At 41.3% G+C, this 20,966-nt stretch carries 15 protein-coding genes; 4 read left to right on the forward strand and 11 right to left on the reverse strand.

What is annotated here, in order from left to right; translation table 11 throughout:
- Positions 1-1,829: 1,829 nt before the first annotated feature.
- Positions 1,830-2,390, reverse strand: coding sequence for a hypothetical protein (locus N483_RS21960; RefSeq protein WP_036975152.1), 561 nt, complete (start codon positions 2,388-2,390; stop codon positions 1,830-1,832).
- Between the two features lie 1,920 nt (positions 2,391-4,310).
- Between N483_RS21960 and N483_RS21965 the strand changes: the two genes are divergently transcribed.
- Positions 4,311-4,493, forward strand: a complete 183-nt coding sequence (locus N483_RS21965) for a hypothetical protein (RefSeq protein WP_023397964.1) — start codon at positions 4,311-4,313, stop codon at positions 4,491-4,493.
- Positions 4,494-4,945: 452 nt separating this feature from the next.
- On the opposite strand, the gene N483_RS21975 is transcribed toward N483_RS21965, so the two are convergent.
- The 9 genes from N483_RS21975 to N483_RS22015 all read right to left on the reverse strand — a co-directional run bounded on the left by N483_RS21975 (position 4,946) and on the right by N483_RS22015 (position 17,318).
- The gene (locus N483_RS21975) at positions 4,946-8,041 is read right to left on the reverse strand and encodes an efflux RND transporter permease subunit (protein ID WP_023397965.1); all 3,096 of its coding nucleotides are present in this window, start codon (positions 8,039-8,041) and stop codon (positions 4,946-4,948) included.
- Complete coding sequence (locus N483_RS21980; protein ID WP_023397966.1) at positions 8,038-9,108, reverse strand: efflux RND transporter periplasmic adaptor subunit; 1,071 nt, start codon at positions 9,106-9,108, stop codon at positions 8,038-8,040. Before N483_RS21980 ends, N483_RS21975 begins: the two co-directional genes overlap by 4 nt.
- Positions 9,109-9,385: 277 nt before the next feature.
- The gene (locus N483_RS21985) at positions 9,386-10,204 is read right to left on the reverse strand and encodes a formyltransferase family protein (RefSeq protein WP_023397967.1); all 819 of its coding nucleotides are present in this window, start codon (positions 10,202-10,204) and stop codon (positions 9,386-9,388) included.
- A complete protein-coding gene (locus N483_RS21990) occupies positions 10,204-11,319 on the reverse strand; it encodes an acyl-CoA dehydrogenase family protein (protein WP_023397968.1) in 1,116 nt (371 codons plus the stop codon). The genes N483_RS21985 and N483_RS21990 overlap by 1 nt, the downstream gene beginning before the upstream one ends.
- Positions 11,316-11,762, reverse strand: a complete 447-nt coding sequence (locus N483_RS21995; RefSeq protein ID WP_023397969.1) for a type II toxin-antitoxin system RatA family toxin — start codon at positions 11,760-11,762, stop codon at positions 11,316-11,318. The genes N483_RS21990 and N483_RS21995 overlap by 4 nt, the downstream gene beginning before the upstream one ends.
- A gap of 9 nt (positions 11,763-11,771) precedes the next feature.
- Positions 11,772-12,995: an aspartate aminotransferase family protein gene (locus N483_RS22000; protein WP_023397970.1), complete on the reverse strand. Its 1,224-nt coding sequence runs from the start codon at positions 12,993-12,995 to the stop codon at positions 11,772-11,774.
- A 1-nt stretch (position 12,996) separates the two neighbouring features.
- Entirely contained in the window at positions 12,997-14,010 is a 1,014-nt protein-coding gene (locus N483_RS22005; RefSeq protein ID WP_023397971.1) for an SDR family oxidoreductase, read from the reverse strand.
- Positions 14,011-14,310: 300 nt separating this feature from the next.
- Positions 14,311-16,197 carry a M6 family metalloprotease domain-containing protein gene (locus N483_RS22010; protein ID WP_023397972.1) on the reverse strand — a complete coding sequence of 629 codons (1,887 nt, stop codon included), beginning with the start codon at positions 16,195-16,197 and terminating at the stop codon, positions 14,311-14,313.
- A 74-nt stretch (positions 16,198-16,271) separates the two neighbouring features.
- Complete coding sequence (locus N483_RS22015; RefSeq protein WP_023397973.1) at positions 16,272-17,318, reverse strand: tetratricopeptide repeat protein; 1,047 nt, start codon at positions 17,316-17,318, stop codon at positions 16,272-16,274.
- A 689-nt stretch (positions 17,319-18,007) separates the two neighbouring features.
- Between N483_RS22015 and nudB the strand changes: the two genes are divergently transcribed.
- A complete protein-coding gene (gene nudB, locus N483_RS22020) occupies positions 18,008-18,448 on the forward strand; it encodes a dihydroneopterin triphosphate diphosphatase (RefSeq protein ID WP_080672546.1) in 441 nt (146 codons plus the stop codon).
- Positions 18,449-18,484: 36 nt separating this feature from the next.
- Here nudB and N483_RS22025 read toward each other — a convergent pair whose 3' ends face one another.
- Positions 18,485-19,105, reverse strand: coding sequence for a class I SAM-dependent methyltransferase (locus N483_RS22025; RefSeq protein WP_023397975.1), 621 nt, complete (start codon positions 19,103-19,105; stop codon positions 18,485-18,487).
- A 209-nt stretch (positions 19,106-19,314) separates the two neighbouring features.
- Here N483_RS22025 and N483_RS22030 point away from each other — a divergent pair, with 209 nt between their 5' ends.
- Both N483_RS22030 and N483_RS22035 read left to right on the forward strand, forming a co-directional pair.
- Positions 19,315-20,268: an SPFH domain-containing protein gene (locus N483_RS22030; RefSeq protein ID WP_023397976.1), complete on the forward strand. Its 954-nt coding sequence runs from the start codon at positions 19,315-19,317 to the stop codon at positions 20,266-20,268.
- Positions 20,269-20,271: 3 nt separating this feature from the next.
- Entirely contained in the window at positions 20,272-20,727 is a 456-nt protein-coding gene (locus N483_RS22035; protein ID WP_023397977.1) for an NfeD family protein, read from the forward strand.
- Positions 20,728-20,966: the final 239 nt, after the last annotated feature.

A 20,966-nucleotide genomic window follows, 5' to 3' on the forward strand; every position in this document is an offset into this window, starting at 1 on the left:
ATAGGCGGGCATTAAGATATCTGTATGTAAGTACCCTCTCAAAACTAGCTGTACAAAGCTCAATGTCGCAATGGATATATAAATATAAAAAATCAACCGCGTTGACTTTGAAAAAGGGCAACCTCTGAGCGAATGTAATGCATATATCGATGCCAAGAACATCAGTACAATCCACACTTTAACCAAGTAGAAAAGCCGCCTCCTAAACATATAATCCAAATCTGCCGTAATAATAGCATAGTTAATCTTGTCGAAGCCGAGGAGAAGTACAAAAATCACCCCGAAAGTAACCCAATAGGATACTAGTTTTATGTTGTCGTCAGAATTTAGTTTAAAGCGTTTATCATATAAAAATGCAATACCTTTTTGCTTTGCTACAAAAGCAAAATATATAGCAATGCAAAACACGCTAAGGTGAAGTCCTCTAAGCGCAACAAAATCGTATAGTTCCATTTCTGGCATTTGTGACACGGAAACACTCTCTTTCTACGTTTAGGCTTGGGAAGTAGCTATTTGTTTCCCACTAATCTGGACACGATAGAGTCAAAGTGGGTTCTACTTTTTAACTCTGGGTTTATGCCAATCAAAATGCAACTCAATAACAGGTTCTAAATAAATGTAAAAACCACAACAAAATACACCAACACTGATGCAAAAACAACTCAGTACTTCTGTTTACGTAGTGAGAATATTAAATTCACACCACGCTACCCAATAAGAATTAATTACACTATCAGCATGCTGTTTTTCGTACCCAGGGAACATTAATAACTAGCGAACACGGAAAACCATGTATTCTGTTCTCGCTTGGTCATTTATAAACGCAGCGCAGGTATCACTTAGGGCATATTTTGGGCATGGAAAGCATCATCAAAGCTTAAGCCGTTCGCCTTCGATAAGATTGATATAGCTCCTTTGCAGGGTATGACAGCAAAGTTGTAGAAATTAAAACATTGTGAACAGCGGTAACTCCCCGATAGACAGGGCTGAAGATATCTGTATGCAAATACCCTCTCAAAACTAGCTGCACAAAACTCAATGTCGCAATGGATATGGTAATATAAAAAATCATCCGCGTTGTCGATGAAAAAGGGCAACCTCTGAGCGAATGTAATGCATATATCGATGTCAAGAACATCAGTACAATCCACACTCTAACTAGATAGAACAGCCGCCTCCTAAACATATAATCCAAATCTAGGGGAATAATTGCATAGTTTATCTTATCGAAGCTAAAGTGAAATACGAAAATCACACCAAATGTAATCCAATAGGATACTTGTTTTATATTGTAGTCAGAGTCGAGCTTAAAGCGCTTGTCATACAAAAATGCGATACCTTTTTGCTTTGCTACAAAAGCAAAATATATAGCAACGCAAAACACGCTCAGGTGAAAACCTCTGAGCGCAACAAAATCGTATAGTTCCATTTCTGGCATTTGTGACACGGAAACACTCTCTTTCTACGTTTAGGCTTGGTAAGTAGCTATTTGTTTTCCACTAATCAGGACAAGATAGAATCTAAGTAGGTTCCGCTTTTTTGCTCTGGGTTTATGCCAATCAAAATGCAACTCAATAACAGGTTCTAAATAAATGTAAAAACCACAACAAAATACAACAACATTCGCGCTTATACAACTTAGAGTTCTTATATGCTAAATACGAATAGTAATCTCACCTCCTAGAATGCCAACTATGCCAACCTCGTAATATTTCATTTCACTACTTAGCGGGCTCGAAACACCTTGTATTACCCTCTAGTATGACTATTTAATGCCATTGAGCATATCTCTGACCTTGTGCATTTAACCCGCAATACATCACTAAAACTTAACTCGCTCGAATTCGATATGATTGATAGAGATCCCTTACAGGGTATGACAATAGCGTAATAGAAAGAAAAAATAAGTGAACCGCATTAAACCCTCGATAAACAGGGCTTAAGATATCCGTGTGTAGATACCCTCTCAAAATAAATTGTGCAAAGCTTATTGTTGCAACAAGTATAGAAAGATAATAAACCCATCTCGTTGTCTGTGAAAAAGGGCAGCCTCTGAGCGAATGTAGTGCGTATACAGATGTCAAAAACATCAGTACGATCCACACTCTAACTAAATAGAACAGCCGCCTCCTAAATATATAGTCCAAGTCTGCGGTAATAATTGCATAGTTAATTTGCTCATCACCAAGGTGAAGCACAAAAATCACCCCAAATGTAATCCAATATGATACTTGTTTTATATTGTAGTCAGAGTCGAGCTTAAAGCGTTTGTCATATAAGAACGCGATTCCTTTTTGCTTTGCAACAAAAGCAAAGTATATAGCAATGCTAAACACACAAACTTGAAACCCTCTGAGCGCAATTAAATTATATAATTCTAACTCTGGCATTGGTGGCACGGAAATACTCTCTTTCTAAGTTTGGACCTAGTACAAACAATTTTCAGCAACAAATAGGAAACGATAAAAACACTCTGAATTTAGGCTTTTTATCAAACAGTGCGAGTAAAGTCATCAGAAGACACACCTGAAAATAAATGTAAAAACCACAATAAAATACAGCAACACACACGTCAAAACAACAGGAGAATTTTGCCTAACAAAGCGTGGGGAAATAAATTATTTTAAAATAAATAAGATTGCGCAGAGCACATTTTTTTATGAGTTCATGTGGTCAAGCCACTAGACCCTGAAATCAACAATCACTACCCCCTTTCGTCATTGTGGGCTTGCCCCGCAATCCATATTAACAAGCCGGCTGAATGACGTTGAAAGCAAGTGGACCCTGAAATCAACAGCAACACCCCCTTTCATCATTGTGGGCTCGCCCCGCAATCCATATTCATAAGCAGGTTGAATGATCGGCGCTGCGCTTGAAAGCAAGTGGACCCTGAAACAAGTTCAGGGTGACGAGGTTTAGTTCAAGGATGACAGGGTTACGATCTGTGTGACGAGATCGAGTTCAAATATGACAGGGTTATGACCTGTGTGACGGGATTGAGTTCAAGGATGACGGGGTTACGACCTGTGTGATGGGATTGACTGCTGAGTGACTTAGTTAAGTGCTGAGCGAGGGGTATGCATCCAAAAAAGTTAACCATCGCTTTTCATTGTACAAACGTCGTCATTGTGGGCTTGCCCCGCAATCCATATTCACAAGCCGGCAGAATGACGTTGAAAGCAAGTGGACCCTGAAATCAACAGCAACACCCCCTTTCGTCATTGCGGGCTCGCCCCGCAATCCATATTCATAAGCAGGTTGAATGATTGGCGCTGCGCTTGAAAGCAAGTGGACCCTGAAACAAGTTCAGGGTGACGGGGTTTAGTTCAAGGATGACAAGTTTACGATCTGTGTGACGAGATTGAGTTCAGGATGACGGGGTTACAACCTGTGTGACGAGATCAAGTTCAGGGTGACAGGGTTACAACCTGTGTGACAAGATCGAGTTCAAAGATGACAAGGTTACGATCTGTGCGACGAGATTGACTGCAGGGTGACCTAGTTAGGTGCAGAGCGAGGGGTATGCATCCAATAAAAGTTTACCATCGCCTTTCATTGCGCAAACTTCGTCATTGTGGGCTTGCCCCGCAATCCACATATTCACAAGCCGGCAGAATGAACGGCGCTGCGCTTGAAAGCAAGTGGACCCTGAAACAAGTTCAGGGTGACGAGGTTTAGTTCAAGGATGACAGGGTTACGATCTGTGTGACGGGATTGAGTTCAAGAATGACAGAGTTATGACCTGTGTGACGAGATTGAGTTCAACATGACAGGGTTATGAACTGTGCGACGGGATTGACTGCAGAGTGACGTAGTTAAGTTCAGAGCGTAGGGGCTAAGTTAAGAATAATTACGTCACGTACATCATGGGACCTATTTCGATAAATTAAATTTTATTGAGTCAAAAATAAACGTGCCAAAAAAACCATTATTAAATAGCGTCACCACCCCACAAATGTAAATAATAATTTATTCAAAAAATTAATTTAATTCAACCTGAAAATTCATAAAGCAACACGCTCCAAAACCAACCATTATTGCACTAAATAGACTTAATACCTTTGAATTTTACAAAAACCACCAACTTATAGCGACCAACTCGCAATAATACGAATTACATTATTCACATTTTCAAAAAAACAAAAATCAAAGATATCCATTTTAAACATAAGGCAATACAGCTCATAACATTTAAAAATCACACAATAACTTTAAAGGTGACATTAACTTTCACAAATCAAACACTTTAACATATGTGAAAACTCTGATAACGTAAATACTGAACACTAGATTCAACAAGGAAATATAAAGTGAAATTAAAAATAAATAAAAAAGCAATTAAGTCACTATCAAAAAACAGCAACGCTCTTCCTGTTATGCAAACACCTAATGTAGCCGGTGGAGGTGATAACCCTTTCCCAGCAACGGTTTTTGAAAAAGGCTGTCGTTGGTTTACACACATGCAGGTTGGAACATGTAAATACCCACTATAACCCTGTTATAAACACGATTAGAAGCTCAAGATTTTTAACTTGGGCTTTATGACTCAACTCCTGCCAAGTCATTTTTAATATCTTCGCAATATAGATAACGCTATACCACTCGTTGTTGTTACTCTTCTTTTCACTCACTCCTGATTACATAATCTTCCGAGGGAATTTAACCGTTTAGTTACTGCTTTCTTATTGCTAGGCTCGTTTATCATTGGCTCGCTATTGAGCTAAACATTAATCAGAATTCAAGAACAACAAACGGAAAAGTGAACTTAACTTAAAAAGAAGCCACGTCCATGTGACTCTGCTTGCTTGGAAGGTATTAAAATCGAATTGATTTTTTATTACTCCAAGCATATCGACAAAATATGCAAAAAAAATGGAGGGCCCTGCCTGTGATACTCGAACATAATAAAAATGGCTGGTATATAAACCAGCCATTCTCGTCAAATTCATGGTTTTATCTTTTTAAGGCTGGTGAACAAAGAAGTGGAATGCTTTTTCTGCATCAACCAATAACAGCTAGGCACGAAGAAAAATGATAAAACAGTTGTCAGCACAGTGCCCCCAGCAATCGCGATTGCAAACGGAGGCCAAAAGCTACCACCAGCGAGGATCAAAGGCAAAAAACCACCAACCGTTGTGATGGTAGTAGACGTAATATGCCTAGCACACGTCATTACACCCAATACTATTTCGTCGACAGTACTGGCTTTGCTCGCTCTTAACTCTGACAAAATAACTATCGCAGCATTGATAGCAAGCCCCATGAGTCCAAGCAATCCTATAATAACTGTGAACCCAAATGGATAACCAGCAATATAAACACTTAAAATGCCCAGCATCGCCGATTGAAAGGCAGTTATCAATATTAGGCCTGTTGTCGTGAAGGAATTAAAAGTTAACACAAGCACAGTGATCAGTAAGACAAAAATTACGCCAACTTTACCCAGTAAACTCCCAACCGCTTGATCTCGCTGTTGAGATTCTCCACCAATTTCCAACCGATAACCAACAGGCAGCAAAAATTGCTCTTTTTCCAGTTGTATTTGTATCTCTTTTAGGACTTTTGCAGGCAGTACATCAGTTTGCAAGAATGCCTCAACCACATTAAGTCGCTCTCCATTTCGGCGATGGATCGTACTTTGTTCAGGCACAATTCGGCTGGTAGCAAATGCCGATAAGAGCAACGGCTGATCGCCCATCACCTCCACATTAGCTAAGCCATCCAACCCGTCACGATACTGATTATCAAACCGTAAGCTTACTGGCACAGTTTCCGTATCTTCCAAAATACTTGCCACTGTCACGCCTTGTGATTGAGCCTGAAGCTGAGCCGCGACACGCTGTGCTTGAGCACCCGCATGGATCAACTGCGGTTCTTGTGCAATTAACTCAACTTTTGCTGCACCAGATTGTAAGGTTGTTCGTGTGTGCGTCACATCAGGATGCGCAATTACAGTCTGCTTTACTCGCTGACCTAACTCGGCCAACTTATCGAGTTCTGGGCCAAATATTCTAATTTCAATTGGAGCATTGAATGGTGGCCCCTGTTCAAGCTTTCTAACTAGAGTTTGTGCTTCAGGAAACGCCCTATCTAATTCACTTTGCAAGGTTTTTATCAGTGTGTTTGCTCGTTCAAAGTCAGTGACTTTCACCATCGCCTGAGCGTAATTTCGCGCCCCTTTGTCCCTTTGCATTAAGTTGTAGTAAAAAATCGGGATATTGCGCCCGACCATCCAATCAAGACGCTCAATACCTTCATGTTTAAGAATGTGCTCGTCCATTCTTTTTACTAATGCATTGGTAGCATGAATACTGGCATTGTCCGATAATCGGACTTCGATATGGAACATATCCCTATCAGCAGGAGGGAAAAACTGTTCGGTTAATTGGCCTGCTGAAATAAACCCTAAAATAGGCAATACCATGACACATGATGTAGTGAGTAATGGCGTTTTTAAAGAGCGTTTTAACACTTTCTCAAAAGCCTCACTTAGAGCGCCAAGCCGGATCCCTTGAACTAAAAATCCATTGCTATTTTCATTGTCAGTTTGAACATATTTTCCTGCAAATACAGCAATTAAGGTATGAGAGATAGCATAGGAGCCCACTAAAGCAAAAATCACGCTTAAAGCGATACCACCTACAAACTCTCCTGAGGGTCCAGGCATTAATACGATGGGCATAAATGCCAAAATGGTTGTTAAGGTAGAGCTCAATAGTGGTAACCAAAAATGATTAACCGCTTTAGATACAGCTTTAAATACCGCTATCCCTTGTTGTCGATATCTTTGAATTGCGTCGGTAATAACGATGGCATTGTCAACCATGATACCCAGAGCCACTACCAAACCGGTCACTGAGATCTGATGAATTGGTAACCCGTATATATTCATACATGCCAGTGTAAACATCACGGTAAGTGGCAAAGCGAGACCAACAATTATCGCAGCCCTGAGCCCCAAAGTAACGAATAGAACCACTAGGATTAGCGCAAAACCGAGTAAGATATTGTCTAACAAACTACCCAGCCGCTCTTCGGTGTAACCTTTTTGATCAAATAAGCTGTGTAATTGAATATTATTGGGGAGCGTGTGTTTAAACTCATCAAGTAAAACATCTATCTGAGCTGAGAATTTATCAATACGTACGTCTGGCAACATGCGTATTCCTAAATAAGCCCCTGGCATGCCATCCACCCAAGCAACCTCTTGCTGCGGCTCAACCAGCATGCGCTCGACTTTCGCAATATCACTGAGCTGTATCTGGCCATAACGGCTATCACTTTGGATAGGAATAGCTGCAATCCGAGCAATGTTAGTAAACTCGCCAGAGAGCTCAACTTGCATTTGAACTTGTGGGTTGGTGATCATGCCCGCAGATATTTTTGCATCTGCATTTTTTACCGCTTGCGCGACTTGCTCAAATGACAAATTGGCCAATTTTAACTTAGTGGGGTCTAGGGTAATTCTCACCTCTTCATTTGCGACTCCAAATAAATGAACCACCTCAACGCCAGTTTGATTTCTTAATCGATTGCGAAGCTCTTTGGTATATCGGTTCACTGCTATTTGTTTTGTCTGTTGCAGCGACGATGATGCCGATTGGTCGGGCTCTATGGTTAACGCGACAATTTTGGTATACGCATAGCCCCGATCATCTTCTAGCAATGGAGATGATGCCTCTTCGGGCAGCTCAATTTGCACATCGTCAAGCAAGTCTCTCAGCCTTGACCACACCGGGTTGCTATCGATGACCGCATCTTCTAGCTCGATACTCAGTACACTGATCCCCGAGCGGGACATCGCTATCAAGTTTTTTATTTCTGCTTGTTGTTTTAATTTTTGCTCTATTTTTTCAGTAACCTGCGCTTCAACTCGCGCTGCTGATGCACCGGGTAAGTAGGTAGTCACAAATGCAAAGCGATTGATTATCCGTGGATCTTCGGTGCGAGGTAAACTGCTTAAAGCCGCAAAACCCGACACTAACAGTAAGGCGATGAGTAGGACTTGAAAACGTGCATTATTCAACAAATAAGCAATCATTGCTGCTCACCTCGAGTGGCAACCGATTGGACAATATCTACTTTAATATGCGCTGCAACTTTGTGAGTACCATTGGCTAAGATTTCTGTGCCATTTTGCAAATCCCCGTCTATATAAGCGTATTGACCATCGCTATGCAGCACTTCAACCGCTGTCGGCTGCAAATGGCCTTGCTCAATTTGGTATATTTGCCAAGTACCGCGAGTACCGTTAGTTAGCGCACTAATGGGTACCCAATACCCTTTTTTCTGTTGTTTCTTTGCGATTGTCATCGATGCCATTTGCCCCGAAAAAACAACCGCATCATGCGGCAATGCAAAGCGCAATTGAACTGTACGAGATACGGGGTCTAAATTTGTGCCGCCAGAACGCTTTTCAGCTTGATATACATTTCCACCCACACTAATGGGCATAGTTTGTTGGATGTTTACTAGCAAGTTTTGTGGCACACCTATACGCACTTCTGAATTTCCCTGTTCCAGTACACGCAGTGCAGTTTTCCCCGGTCCCACCACTTCACCAAGAGACACATTTCGTGAGGCAATAACACCATCGAAAGGTGCCTTTAAATGGGCTTTACCAAGTCGAATATCAATACCTTTAATCTTGACCTTCAACACTTGTAATTCTGCGTTGAGTACGGCAATTTGAGATCGATTTTGATCTAACTGTTGCTGTGCCGAATAGTTTGATTTACTGAGTTTAAAGAGTCGTTCGCTATCTTGCTGTGCGAGTGTCAGCTGGGCCTTGACTTTATCTAGGTTGGCAAGGTGTTCAAGTTTTTCAACCTCGAGTAACTGGGTATCTTGCTTCGCAAGCAATTGCCCTTTTTCAATAACATCGCCTTGATCAGCATAAAGTGCTTCAAGCACGCCATTAAATTCAAACCCGATTTCCGCTTCTTGATGTTTGACTACCTGGCCCGTGACTTGGCGAAACTGATAAAAGCCTGTCGCTTCTTGCACACTGTAAGCCGCCACAGGCAGCCCTTGATTTTGCACATTGTCAGCCTCCGCAACACTATAGTGTGCGGTAAGTAACAACATCAAGATTAATAAAACTCTCATATTTGATCCTTGCGAACTTCTTTACTGTTTATACTTGCCCTGTAGACCTTCAGTTTAGTGTATTGCGCCAAAACTCTGTAGAGTCCAGCAAAGTAAAGCAATTTATAAACCAAAAGCGAGCCAACTTCGCTCGCTTAAGTAACCTTGCAAATACGGCACATTAGAATAAAAATACTAAACTTACCTTCATTGTACCGCTGTTTGATTTTTATACTAGGTGTACCGATAACATTTAAGTACCAATCTCGTTAAGCAATCCACATTTCTACACTTCTTCTCAGCCTTTTTTACATAACGCATTTAGGACCCAACGCCATTTAATCAAACACAGTGACTGTTTGAACAAAGTGAGGTGCTCCTTGGTGGGATACGAAAAGTAACTTCCAGCATGTGCTTGTTTTTGCGCATCGACTTGCTGATCTTTAAGCGTACTTATCACCTGCCCGTATAGTTGCGGGAAATGATTGCTCACCTGTCTATCTATATCCAATAAGCACTCAGCTTTTGGTACATCAATCGCACATTGTGCGATGATAGGACCAGCATCAATCTCTTTATTTTCTACCCAATGGGCAGAGATCCCATAATTTTGCTGGTTGTAGAGATAACTGAACATAATGGGAAACAAGCCTCTGCACTGAGGCAAAAAAGCAGGGTGAAAATTAACCACCCCCAGCTTTGGAATGCTGATGACTTCATCGTGCAAAATCTGATCAAAGTAATAAATAGTCAACAAGTCTATTTGTTTATCCTTGAGGAGATTAACCACCTCAGGAGAGTTTACATTTTTCACTTTGATATGTGTGATCCCAAGATCTTCACAGCGCTGTTTAATACTGGGAAAAACGTCCCTTCCAAAGAATTTTAATAAAGGACGGATAAGCGTCAAAAGTACCATCTTAACGAACAGGTACTCTGTAAAGCCATATCCTCGATTACGCATGTTTTTATAGGCTTGTTTTATAAAGCCACCATTTTTCTTTGAGTAAGGATCACTTGTGATCACTAACTCGATGTCATTCTTGTGCGTTTCTAAAACCTTAAGAATTGCGGGCAAGGTCGCCATATTTTCAATATTGCACAGCGCTAAACGCATTACACCATCTCCAACTCTTGACCATCAAAATATTGATTCAGGGGCCCATACATCGCGTGTTTAGCAGGCGGATGGAAGTTAAACGCATGGATAACTTGGGCTATTGTCGCGAAATAGCCGGTATTGATATAGTTAATACCACCGACCAAACTCAATATATTCTGGGTCACATCAGCAAGCACATCTTGCAAGTGATATCGGACACTCAGGACCTGAGCAAGGGTATCTTGAGTTTGGTCGTTCATATCACCCGCGATTGCTTTGAGTGATAGTGCACATGCCTCTAGCTGAATATGCACCTTTGCTTTATCTGAGTCTTGCAGCCTACCCAATTCACTGGCACGTTCAACTAAACCACATACCATGCCTAAATAAGACGCACAGGTGATCAGTTCAAACCATACAAATCCAGCGACATGCGATTGATATGCAGATTTTTCATCAACATTGACCAACATCGAATGCGGCACAAAAACATTCTCCAAAACCACGGCTTCGCTTTGGCTCGCTTTTAAAAACGGAGCTTGCCAAAACTTTTCTACAGAAATGCCTTCGCACGCTTTGTGTATCATTGCCACAGCAAAATACGGCTCACCGGATTTTGGCTCAACTTGAACACTTGCCGTTAATAAGTCCATACAATGGGCCAAGCTACACGGCTTTTTCACACCTGATATGACGTATCCTTTGTCAATTTCTTTAGCAATAATTTGGCTCTTCAGAATGCTTTTACCAATTTGTCCCTCACTAAACGCCGAGGAGACAAGTAAGTTTGAGCGAGAGATCCCTTCTAACATCAGTGACTCTAATCCGCTCCCAACTTTGGCCATTTCTTGCAGTGTCGCAATTGAGAATTGATGCATACCCGCGGCAATCGCCAAAGACGGAGAAGCGCCCCCAATTGCCATTTGTAATTGCACAGCCTGCCATGCACTGAGCCCTTTGCCACCGTATTTTTCTTTAACTAAAGTGGACGCACCGCCAGCTGCTTTAAATATATTAATTGCTTGGCTTTGCTCCCCTTCAAGCTCATCAAAGTAGGTTTCTTTCAAGTAGCTTGCTAATTCAGGTAATGTATCGCGCAGCAATTGCTGCGCTTTTTGGTAGGTGCTCATGCAACGGCCTCTGTTTGGCTTGCAAATAATTCACTCAACATTTGTTCGACATTTTGCTTTATTGCTGACTCTGCAATTGGCTCAAGAATATCCGCAAGTGTTGGGATCCCCATGCAAAAACGAGCATCGAATGCGATGGTACACTGGGCGTCGTTTAGTGATTCGATACGCCAACATCCTTCAAAGATATCAGCGTCTCCTTCTATTTGCGTAAACTCAATTTTTAGATTGGTTTTGTCAAATATATCGCGCTCTCGCCAAGACATTTTGCCGTCATGAAAGTGCACTAGCCATGCTGATTCAGACTCTTGCTCGCTAATTTCTGTCACTTCCACAGAGATCACAGCTTGGCAGTGACTTTCAAACGATTTAAAGTCGGCAATTTTCTCAAATGCTTGTTGTGCTGAAGCGTTAACAGTTTGAATATATTTTACGTCTCTCATGGTCTTTCCTTAAATCTTTTCAATTGCGTTGGTGAACGCCTTGTACAACTGTGCTAACTGATCGTCAGTTAAAAAAGCGCAAGGGGTAAGGCGCACAGTTGAAGCATTACTTAATGAATGGCTGGTAAGAATATTTTGGTTGAGCAGTGACAGTGTCAGCTGGCCGGCTCGAGCTGGCGTGCCGACATCAATCCCAATTAACAGCCCCTCTCCTCGTATGATAATTTGCTCCTCGTGTTGAGCATTTTTAGCGTGCACGATGTCGTTGAGTTTATCTAGGATCTGTTGACCCAGACGAGACGCGCGTTGCGCTACTTGCTCACTGAGCAAAACATCAATGGTCGCCTCTGCTGCCGCCAGTGCAATGGGCGAGCCTCCAAAGGTACTTGAATGCAGCATAAAATCTTGATTCAAGGGTGCAAATGCCCTTTCTGTGGCGACTACAGCGGCACAGGGCACGACGCCGCCGCTGAGGCCTTTGCCAACTAACATCACATCGGGCACGATATTATGTTTATCTATCGCCCACATAGTGCCTGTGCGTGCCAAACCAGATTGGATCTCATCACAAATAAACAAACCGCCAGACTGGTCGCATAATTGCTTTGCGGTATGTAAAAATTCATAACTTAAGGCATAAACACCGCCTTCACCTTGTACTGGCTCTGCGATAAATGCAACAGGCTCGCTGTGCTTTGCAAATGCCGACTTTAAAGCAGCAATGTTATCGCGCTCAACAAACTCAACATTGTCAAATAAAGGAGAAAAAGGTGCTCTAAATTCATCGCGATGCGTAACCGACAGCGCACCCAATGATTTACCGTGATAGCTACCGGTGAGAGCAATAATGTGCTTGCAACCGTTGGCTCTGGCAAGCTTTAATCCCAACTCCGTTGACTCAGCACCAGAATTAGTGAAAAAAGCGTATTGGATGGCATCCGGGCATATATCTACCAGCTTTTTACTCGCGGTCGCCAAATTAGGACTCACTAATGTACGTGAACTCATCGGCATCACATCTATTTGAGATTTAACCGCCTCAACAACTTTGGGGTGTTTATGACCTAAAATAAAAACACCAAAACCACCAAAATCTAAATAAACTTTACCTTTCTCATCGATGATTTCCGCCGCTTGAGCACTTTGTTCAATCGGCAAATTCATCAAGTTGGATAAACGTGCTTTTGAGCGATTACTGTGCGTCTTTAGTAGCCCAAGTATATGTTCTCTCACGTTAATCAGCTCCTGACAATTCAGTGATCAACGGGTGAGTTTGATCATAAGCAACCAAGTTTTTTGCCAGAGTATGGCGCACGTCAAATTCATAACATTCACCTGCTACTTCCGCCAACTTGGGCACGTCAGATTGAAACCCTTCAGACATATCTAGGTATTTTAAGTAAATAGAAGTTTCTTCAAACATACGTTTAAAGCGTTTTGGTAGTGCTGGCATAAAAACAGGCTTAACCAGTCGCTCAAAGGTGGTTGGGCTCATCAGTTTTGGCGCTTTAAAACCGATTGGATATTGTGAGGTGATCTCCTCATCTTCACCCAGTGTCAACAAATCCCCTAAAGTCTTGGCAAGACCACCAGCAGTGAGCCAAAACTCTCCTGTCAGCTTTTTATCAACAATGGTTAAAATACACTTGGCCACGATATCTCTTGGGATAACGTCAACCAGCGTATTGGCGTCCCCCGGTACTATTGGAATAACTTCTTTCGTCGCAAGCTTGAGCATATTGTGGATCCCCTGCTTTTTAGGCATCAATCCGAGCGTACTGTCGCCAACAATCACTGACGGACGAACAACTGTAATATGTTCACTCAGACATGCCTCTGCTTCACGCTTACTTTGCTCATAATTATTAAAATCATGACCATTTCGACCTTTTACAAATGCAGTACTAATATGGATAAGCGGTACATTGAGCTGTTCGGATAATTGGATGGCATGCTGCAGTCCCGCCACATTAATGCCAGCCAATACATCTGGATCGGCAGTAAAGTCAGTAAGTGCCGCACTGTGCACAATACACTCTACCCCCTCTAGTTGTGCTATTTGCTCTTCACTTAAACCAAAATTGGCCTTACGTATATCACCCTGAATTTGCTGGCTTACCCCTTGAGGTAAGTCACTAAAAGATCGTTGATTAACTAGAATAACAATCTCATCATTTGGGGATAAAAGCTCTATTATTGAGAGCCCCACGACGCCTGTCGCGCCGGTTAGTAGAAATCTACGAGACATAATTACTCCTTAATCATATTGTGTGTAAAAAGCACGCTAAACCACAAAGTCCCCTTTACGGGTAATAATGATAATGATTTTCAATTTCAGATCAAACAAATATTTTACTAAATTTTAACCTTTGAAATTCGTTTACCTTTATCACACAAAAATAAAGTGAAGTTGCAGCAACCGATTATTGAAGTAACAAGGAAATGTGCAAAAAATATTGAGACAGGAATATGAGCGTTAAATATTCAAAGTGGACCTGCCTTGGACGGTCAAGATCCACTGTTGATTGTGAGCTAAGTGTATAACACCTTATTTATTTACAACTAACGTATAGTCACCAGCACCTTCGTAAGAATAAACAACAATACGGTAGTAACCACTTGTCGCATTGTAAGAAATCGATTCTACCGACGTGGGCGTTTCAGAAATAGCGACTCTTTGCCAACTACCACCTTGCCAGCGTTCTAATTTCAAATCAAAGTCCGCATTACTTGGGCCATTTAGATCAAGCTTTATGACACCACCTGCATACTGAAACCAGCTGCCATTAGGTTGGATCTGTTGGGCTTTATTGGCGAGAGTTCCGCGATAAGTCTCACCTTTTGGAGGTTCAACAACAGACGAATCCAAATCAAATGAGATGGTTTGTGCAGGATCTGAGATACCTGATATAGATAGCCCAGAGTCAGACCCATTCCACCACAATGCATTTGTGCCTCGTGACGACAAACTATTCGGCAGGACGCTGCTAAATTCACCAGCGGCTCCGTAAAGATCCGTGCTATCACCGCGATTTACTTTATTTTCAGGATCGCGATTACCATCTGCATGCTCCATTTGGATGTATGGGTACCACTCGTTAGAGTTACTGCCTTTAGAGTCTACGTGCCAAATTGCCAAACCTTGGCTAGGCTGCTCTTTATTTTGACCTGATTTGTGGATTGCCTCGATATAAAATGCTTCGTTTCGATTACTTGGATTGGTCCACTTATAAGATGTATGGCTGCCTGATGTATGACTTAAACGACCAGTCGGTGCATTCGCATCTACAGCTGGGTTAAGCTCTGTTACTGTATCCCACCCTGCAATCGCTCTAAAGTGCGCAACAGGCGGTGTCGGCCTAAATTTATTGGTGGTACCTATTGCACCAAAACCCATCACCCCATAACTGGCCACAGATCCGTGAGAGCTGCCATCGTAATCATACAGATCTGGCCAATTTGTAATTAAATGTCCTGACTCATGTACAAACGTACCTATTGAAAGGCTCGCACGCATATCCGTAATTTGATATCGATCCGTACACACTCCATCAGCGCAAAACCTAGGGCTCAATCTTGCCATGTGAGGCCATAGCCCCTTAGCCCACGCACTATCAGAATTACCAGCATAAAAGATATTTAAACCGCGGATCTGACTACTACCATTAGTAGATAAAGTAGAAAAATCAAACCCTTGCTGATACTCTAGCCAATCCAACGCTTCTTTAATCAGCTCTTGCGAACGCACCGTTGAGCTCAGGCTAGAATCAGCATAATAAGCTTTGTTCTTTTTCGCTGTGTAATACGCTGTGACCGTGTTGGTGTAGTCAAGCTTGTTATTCGATACTTCTAAAAAGTAACCACGTACTGATTGCGCATTACCAAACTCAGTGTAGCTTTGATTATTTAAAAAGCGCTCTACTTGTGATTTAGAAATGGTTCCACGCTCATCCGGGAAGTCGATTATTATCGTCAACCCTTTGATTTGACCGGTCACCTGTGCCGACACATCTGTGCTTTGCGTACGGACAAGTAGTGGACTTTCAAGAGCTGGTAGCAATTCACTTTGTTTCTGCTCTACTAATGCTTGAATAGCTTCTTTTGATAATCCAACTTCTGGGCCTGAGGCAATACTTACTATCCCACTTTTCGCTTCGTCCAAGTCTGAAACTAATACCCCTGTCGAGACAAGGCCTGTTCCTGCCTTATTCACTGATGCATAAGCCATCCCTTTGAGTTTGTCATCAAATATAACCAGCTTGCCTGAGCGTGTTCTTTGCTCTGCATAATAGGTATTACCCTGTAAAAAGACAGAGACAACTTCACCATTGGGCTGAGTAAATTGATATTCTTCGTTTTGATAGGGAATTGCGGCAATAGATAGCGTTGGCAATAAGATTGAAGACAACGCAGCAATGTTTCTTACTAATTTCATTATAGTTTCCTTTACAAGTTTTCCTGATACGGAAACTGAATTATTGACCTTTTTTTAACCAAATTCAATTCATATTAACGGTCAGAGAAGTATTTTTTTGCAATGATCCTCGAAGAGCATAGCCTTCCAAGCTTAACTCTTTTTCCAGTTGGAGACTTTATTTGTTTGATATCAGGTGTTTTTTTAAGCTCTTTTTGCAATGAATGAGCTAATTCTTCACGCTTTAAAAGATTTGAATAAAACTGGAGAGAGGGTCCTAGTTCACTCTTGAGCAATATTGGGATTGATTCAATTAATGCGTGAACTCTTTCACTGGTGAGATCAACACCTGAATTAATGTACTCATACAGGTAATTTTGCCACATGAAAAACAATTTGAAAGCAGGTTGACCACTTTGCTCAACTTCTAAAGCAACTGAACTGCGAAATCGCGTGAAGCTATTCCAGTCACCTAAAAAAATTTGCGTGTTGAGTAAATTTAACCCAGTCCCAGCGGCATAAGCTGATTGCCCCATTTCGGAATGAAATCGAAATGCGCGAATATACATAAGTTGAGCATGGCGATACTTTTCTTGGTCAAAATAAATGTTGCCCAGGTTATTCTTGATATTCGCTATAACCTCTCTGTCTTCAGCCAACATTAAAGACTCTTTTAGAATGTTTGCCGCTTTTTGTGGCTGGCCACTATATCGATATACGACAGCCATATTGTTAGCAACGCGGCTAAACTCTTTAGGGTCGACCGCATACGAAATAGCACATTCGTTCAATCTCTCAGCATAGCTGTAGTCGTGAATACGCCTGTGATAGATTGCCACTGCCGTTGCAACATCTAGCTCAGCGCCCTCTATAGCAGTTTGCCAACTATCACGTTCAAATATAGACACAATATACTGTACGATAGCAGCATCATTGACTCTAACACCCGACTCCAAGCCGACAAGATAGAGCTCTAATAATCCGCGACTAGGCTTTTTAGGTAATCTGGATTGTATCGAACTAAATACATACGCGGCTTGTTGCGGGTTTTGACTATTGAGCTCTTTTATTTTATTGAGGGTCATGAACATTTCGCTTGGTGACATCACAACCACTACCGACAACAAACCTGCTATAAACATAACGCCACTACTTTCTTCCACCCCAGTCTAAGCATGGTATAGAACAGAATGAAAACCAAGCTTGGGCTAAGAATTTCTCACATGTATGGCATTCATCACATTACTTTCTTTTCAACAAGCCACAGCTTAGCCGGCAATGCATACAACAAAATTTGATTGGAACACACAATCAAAAAACAATTATTTAACATTTTGGAATAAAAACATCATATGAATAAATTTATTGGTTTTTATTAACCATACAAATCAATAAATTAAATAAAAAAAGAAAGTACCCGATAAAACTACTAAAATCAACAATAGAAATCACAACTCCATATAACATTGTAAATATTGAAGTTTTTAAATCCATATGAAAAAACGCATAAAAATACAACAAATAAAAACAAAAGGTGCATTTAAGTTACATATGAAGTTTTTCATCATAAATGGTTTACATTTTGAAAACATCCATGTAGGATGAAGTTGTTCCTTTGGAGACACCACTTAATTAATTAAGTAACTCCTAGAACTCCCGAGAAGTAGAGCTTACTGATAAGGATGTTGGTTTATTGGGTATTTCCTTGGCAAAGATTATTGCTATTGGAGATTGGGCAGGCGATAGCCTGCCTTTTTTTTTGCTTTGTAAATGAACCCAAGCACTCCCTCGTATACGTATCACTTGGTATAATAATCTGGTACCTATCTCCATGGAAAAAGAAATGTTACGCCAACCGTTTTCTGTTCTTGTCGTTATATACAATCAAAATAAACAATTTCTATTGCTGCAAAGGAAAGACGACCCTGAGTTTTGGCAATCAGTTACCGGAGGTATAGATAGAGGTGAAGCACCATTGGCCACTGCCTACCGTGAGTTAAAGGAAGAAACCGGCATTGATGCGCATGCTCTAGGCCTTGAAATAGTAGCTCATGACGTTATTAATCAATATGAAATTCGCCCTCAATGGCGACATCGTTATGAAAGCGGTGCAAAAATCAATTCAGAACACGTTTTTAGCATTTGTGTTCCAAACGATATTGCAGTCAAATTGTGCCCCGAAGAGCATACAGACTATATTTGGCTAAACCAAAAAGATGCAGCAAATACTGCATGGTCAGCAAGTAACAAAAAAGAAATTCTCGGCTTGTAATGAGCAGCCCTTTATTTTTCATGTTGAAAAGCCAATTTATATTGGCCTAAACAGCAGTGTTTGCCAAGTTGTGTGGGCACGTCCCTGAGCATCCTGTTCTTTATCAGTAATAAATTCCAAATTTAAATCAGCACTTTGGGCCATAGTTACAAGCGTTTCGGTATCAAAATTAGTGAGACCTCGAAGCTCAAGGTGCTGCTCGTCAGTACAGTGTCGCAACTTGATCACTAACAACCCCTGAGGTTTAAGCAATTGCCTAATAGTTAAAAGCGCTTGAATACAAGCATGGCTATCAAGATAGTTGAACACCCCACTTACCAAAATAATATCAAAGGTATCGTATTGCTTTTTCACTTTAACGAGACGAGGTAACTCGTCACGAAACCAAATAATCGGCAGCTCTCGTGTATAAGCCTGACCTAATCGATTAATAGAGCTAACAGGCTCAACGGCGACCACTTCTGCGCCTCTATTTTGCTCGACAATAAACTTAGCATCCCTGCCCGCACCGGCACCAATGTCTAGGAAGCTCAAATGCTCTTTAACTAGATAGGGTTTAAGGTGGGTAAGCCAATTTGCGTGTAATGATTCAAAGCAGTCTGTCTGGTATATCTGTGCTAGCTTCAATGCGTTTTGTTCGTAGTACTGCGCGGTCATGGTACAAAGGCCCCATTTGATTGTATCTGCTTCTAGTATCTATGATAGGTAACCTGTATAACAAAATAATGACAATTAACACTCGTTAATTTGTTATGTAGTTTAACCATATAAAATAATACCGTTTGCAACACAAAAGGTGGGCTATTTTTACTCTTAACAACATCATGCTATTGTAAAGACTCTAGCAATAAAAGGACTCGAATCTTATGGACCCAGTTACAACGATACTGAACTTTCTTTTTACCATTGAAGCCGTTTTACTTATTTTTGTTATTGTACTTTTAAAAGGCTCAATTAAGTTTGTACCGCAAAATCGCGCCTGGATAATTGAACGTTTTGGTAAATACCAATCAACAAAAGAAGCGGGTTTGAATTTTATAATTCCCTTTATTGACCAAGTAGCGGCTGATAGAAGCTTGAAAGAACAAGCAACCGATGTCCCTTCTCAATCCGCGATTACGCGCGACAATATTTCTTTAGTAGTCGATGGTGTCTTGTATTTCAGAGTGCTCGACCCGTATAAAGCAACATATGGGGTCGATGACTATGTGTTCGCGGTCACACAGTTAGCTCAAACCACTATGCGTAGTGAATTGGGTAAAATGGAGCTGGACAAGACCTTTGAAGAACGAGATATGTTAAATACCAATATTGTGACTGCGATTAATGCCGCATCAGAACCGTGGGGTATTCAAGTGTTGCGCTACGAAATCAAAGATATTGTGCCGCCCAACTCAGTCATGGAAGCCATGGAAGCGCAAATGAAAGCAGAGCGTGTTAAACGTGCACAAATTCTAGAATCAGAGGGTGATCGTCAGGCCGAAATTAACGTTGCAGAGGGTAAAAAACAAGCTCAGGTTTTAGCAGCAGAAGCTGAAAAAGCAGAGCAAATATTAAAGGCCGAAGGTGAAGCAAAAGCCATTATTGCCGTTGCAGAAGCTCAAGCAGATGCCTTGAGAAAAGTGGGTGAAGCCGCTAATACACAAGAAGGTCAAAAAGCCATTCAACTCGATTTGGCAACCAAGGCAATTGCAGCAAAAGAAGCGATTGCAAAAGAGTCTTCAGTTGTGCTGCTACCAGACAATGGAACAGATGCCAGTTCACTGGTTGCTCAGGGCATGTCGATAATCAACACCTTAAACAGTCAAAAGAATGGGTAATACATGACCTATTTCACAGAAAACTTACCTCAAGCTTTAATTATTTTTGGCTTGTTAGCACTCAGTATTGAAGTGATCATTCTAGGGTTTTCAACATTTGTGTTGTTTTTTCTAGGTCTGTCACTGATTGCCAGTGGTTCATTCATGTACTTTGGTTTGGTCGAGCCAAACTTACTCAATGCAGCATGGATAAACGGCTTGTTGACTGCGGTGCTAGCGCTGCTTTTATGGAAACCCCTAAAAGCAATGCAAGCACAGCAAGATACCAAGCCCGTCGATAGTGATTTTGCTGAAATTAGCTTTACATTAGAGCAGGACTTGACCGAATCGAACCAAGTCCATTACCAATACTCAGGTATTCAATGGCAAATTAAAAGTAAATCTGACTTACCTAAAGGCACGCATGTCAAAGTTGTCGAAAAGTCCGTGGGCATACTGTGGGTTGCACCTGTAAAGTAGAGCCTGCAACTAAATCTGAGTAGCTATTGTTCAAGTAACCCGCTCTCAACTTTGACTTTGCAGTTATAAATAAAAAGCTTGAAGTGTTTGTTAGCCAAACTGCAAGATTATAAAAACAAAAGCGGTTTGAACATGGCGAATACCCACAGAAACGTGAAAGCGGTCTAATCTGGTTTATGTGCCAGTTCAAAAGGCCGCTTAATCAATTTTATTTTAATCTGACAGTTATACAGCGCTTG

It is taken from the genome of Pseudoalteromonas luteoviolacea NCIMB 1944 (assembly GCF_001625565.1).
Classification (GTDB): domain Bacteria; phylum Pseudomonadota; class Gammaproteobacteria; order Enterobacterales; family Alteromonadaceae; genus Pseudoalteromonas; species Pseudoalteromonas luteoviolacea_F.